4 protein-coding genes are annotated in these 2,999 nt (G+C 61.5%); 2 read left to right on the top strand and 2 right to left on the bottom strand.

Annotated features, from left to right (window positions below):
* The coding region (locus tag EN879_RS30300; protein WP_127274460.1) for a DUF1638 domain-containing protein at positions 1-471 on the bottom strand (471 nt) is incomplete at its 3' end.
* Here EN879_RS30300 and EN879_RS40760 point away from each other — a divergent pair.
* Complete coding sequence (locus EN879_RS40760; RefSeq protein ID WP_318011966.1) at positions 457-675, top strand: hypothetical protein; 219 nt, start codon at positions 457-459, stop codon at positions 673-675. The two genes, EN879_RS30300 and EN879_RS40760, sit on opposite strands and share 15 nt — an antisense overlap.
* A gap of 88 nt (positions 676-763) precedes the next feature.
* On the opposite strand, the gene EN879_RS30290 is transcribed toward EN879_RS40760, so the two are convergent.
* On the bottom strand, positions 764-1,462 hold the full coding sequence (locus EN879_RS30290; RefSeq protein ID WP_013531175.1) for a cobalamin-binding protein: 699 nt from the start codon (positions 1,460-1,462) through the stop codon (positions 764-766).
* A gap of 272 nt (positions 1,463-1,734) precedes the next feature.
* Here EN879_RS30290 and EN879_RS30285 point away from each other — a divergent pair.
* Positions 1,735-2,999, top strand: a 1,265-nt coding sequence (locus EN879_RS30285) for a trimethylamine methyltransferase family protein (RefSeq protein WP_127274459.1), incomplete at its 3' end; no start/stop codon positions are given.

Raw genomic sequence — 2,999 nt, 5'->3', positions numbered from 1 at the left:
GCCGAAATAGTCCTTGATCAACTCCGGGTGCTTGTCGAGGCCGAGCGGTTTCATGAAGAAAGCGTCGAACTGCCGGCAGAGGAAGTCGGTCATGTAGAACGACATCATGTCGTCGTCTGCGACTTTCGCATAGGCCTCCATGCCCTGGTAGAAGGCGAAGCAATGCGGGCCGGCCATGCGCTCGACGCCATGCTTCTCGCAGATGCGGTCGAGCAGACCGCCGGTGCCGCAATCGGCATAGCCGACGAAGATGTTGCTGTAGCCTTCCGTCTTGGCTTTTTCGATCGCCTTGTCCATGGCCGGTGCGATGCGGTCCGGGTAGAAATGGAATTCCGCCGGCAGGCAGGTCAGGTCGAGGTGATCCAGCCCGAGCTGTTCCTTGACGGCCAGAACTTCGCGCGCAATCATCCCGCAGGCGATGACGAGCAGCCTGTCGTCTTGATTCGGTTTCGTTTTTTGCGTCTTGGCCATGGAACCAGTCGAGCGGCCTTCGTTGTTGTGGCGCTAATTTATCTGTTGAGGGAGACACCGTCCATGAAACTGCTGCGCATCACGCCGATTGCCATCCTGGCCTGCGCCTTGGCCCTTGCGGCCTGCGCGAACACCGTCCGTGGCGTCGGCAGGGATGTCAAATCGACGGCCAAGGCGGTCGAGGACACCGTCACCAAGCCCTGATCCGCACGCGGCCACCTCATCATCTGGTAACAAAAAAGCCGCGCTGCAAGGGCGCGGCTTCTCCTGTCGTCCAGGCCGAATTGGCCAATCAGGCCGAAGCGCGCACATTGTGCTTGCGCTTCATGAAGTCCTTGGCGGTCTCGACCGCCACCGCCGCGTCGCGGCAATAGGCATCGGCGCCGACGGCCTTGCCGAATTCCTCGTTCAGCGGTGCGCCGCCGACCAGCACGACATAATCGTCGCGGATGCCCTTTTCCTTCATCGTGTCGATGACGACCTTCATATAGGGCATGGTCGTGGTCAGCAGTGCGGACATGCCGATGATGTCGGGCTGGTGCTGTTCGATCGCATCGAGATATTTCTCGACCGCATTGTTGATGCCGAGATCGATGACGTCGAAGCCAGCGCCCTCCATCATCATGCCGACAAGGTTCTTGCCGATATCGTGGATGTCGCCCTTGACGGTGCCGATGACCATCTTGCCTTGCTTGGGCGCGCCGGTGGCGGCGAGCAGCGGGCGCAGGATGAACATGCCCGCCTTCATCGCATTGGCGGAAAGCAGCACTTCCGGCACGAACAGGATGCCGTCGCGAAAATCCTCGCCGACGATGCGCATGCCTTCGACCAGCGCCTCGGTCAGCACCTTGTAAGGCGCCCAGCCGCGCTCGAGCAGGATGTTGGTGCCTTCTTCGATCTCTTCCTTCAGCCCGTCATAGAGATCGTCGTGCATCTGCTGCACCAACTCGTCGTCGGAAAGTTCGGAAAGGATGATCTCGTCGTCGGACATTTGTATCGAGCTCCTGCCGGCATCGCGACCATGTCGCAAGGCACATATCTTCGCGTTCATACCTAACCCGCTGAGGGCATGTATCCATAGCTGATTTGCGACTTCCCGCAAAAGGAAAGCGACCGTAACTCTCTTGGAATTCTTGTCGATTTTGCGACAGGCGTTGGCGCTGGCGGGCCGTTTCGAATAGGGTGCATGGCTACGATCTGGCAAGAAGCGGCGAGAGCAGCCGCTATGGATTCCAGACAAGAACAGATTCAGGGAAGAACACCATGAGCGAACACGCGGCAGTCGATCAGGAAGCGTCAAACGCGCGACGTGGGCGCGGCGCCAGCGGCGGGGCTGCTGCCCGGCGGGCCGCGCGTTCGGGCGGAGGCCCGGGCACGCAGCTCACCTACATCAAGCGCAAGATCAACGTTTACGAGGTGCTGGACGAGGAAGGCCTGGCGCTGATCGAGAAGAACACCGACACGGTGCTCGAGGAGATCGGCATCATCTTCCGCGACGATGCAGAAGCGCTGCAACTGTGGAAAGAGGCCGGCGCCGACGTCAAGGGCGAGCGCGTGCATTTCCCGAAGGGGCTGTGCCGTTCGCTGCTCAAGACCGCACCGTCCGTCTACACCCAGCACGCCCGCAATTCCGAGCGTTCGGTGCAGATCGGTGGCAATGCCACCGTGTTCGCGCCGGTCTATGGCCCGCCCTTCGTGCGTGACCTCGACGGTGTCAGGCGCTACGCGACGATCGAGGATTTCCAGAATTTCGTTAAGCTCGCCTATATGGCGCCGTCGATCCACCATTCGGGCGGCACGGTATGCGAGCCGGTCGATGTGCCGGTCAACAAGCGCCACCTCGACATGATCTACAGCCACATCAAATATTCCGATAAGCCGTTTATGGGCTCGGTGACCGCGCCGGAACGCGCCGAGGACACCGTCGCCATGGCCAAGATCGTGTTCGGCGACGATTTCGTCGAGAACAACACGGTGCTGACCAGCCTGATCAACGCCAACTCGCCGATGGTGTTCGACGAGACCATGCTCGGTGCGCTGAAGGTCTATGCGCGCCACAACCAGGCCTGCATCGTCACGCCGTTCATCCTCGCCGGCGCGATGAGCCCGGTGACGGTTGCCGGCACGCTGACGCAGGTTCTGGCCGAAGTGCTGGCCGGCGCGTCGTTCACGCAGCTCATCCGTCCCGGCGCGCCGGTGCTGTTCGGTACCTTCGCCTCGTCGATTTCGATGCAGTCGGGGGCGCCGACCTTCGGCACGCCGGAGCCGTCGCTGGTTTCCTATGGCGCCGCACAGCTGGCGCGCCGTCTCGGCCTGCCGTTCCGCACCGGCGGCTCGCTCTGCGCGTCCAAGGTTCCGGATGCACAAGCGGCTTATGAAAGCGCCAACACGCTGAACTCGACCATCCTGGCCGGCACCAATTTCGTGCTGCACTCGGCCGGCTGGCTCGAGGGCGGGCTGGCCTCCTGCTACGAAAAGTTCATGATGGACATCGACCAGCTCGGCATGACGCAGAAATTCTCCGAAGG

Origin of the sequence: Mesorhizobium sp. M7A.F.Ca.AU.002.02.1.1 (genome assembly GCF_003998535.1) — a bacterium.
Taxonomy (GTDB): Bacteria; Pseudomonadota; Alphaproteobacteria; order Rhizobiales; family Rhizobiaceae; genus Mesorhizobium; species Mesorhizobium ciceri.
The sequence above is the reverse complement of the archived record's forward strand: the minus strand, read 5'-3'. Positions and strand labels throughout refer to the sequence as shown.

Excerpts from the sequence above, each read along its gene's own strand:
- EN879_RS30290 (WP_013531175.1), bottom strand. The coding sequence starts at position 1,462 with ATGTCCGACGACGAGATCATCCTTTCCGAACTTTCCGACGACGAGTTG.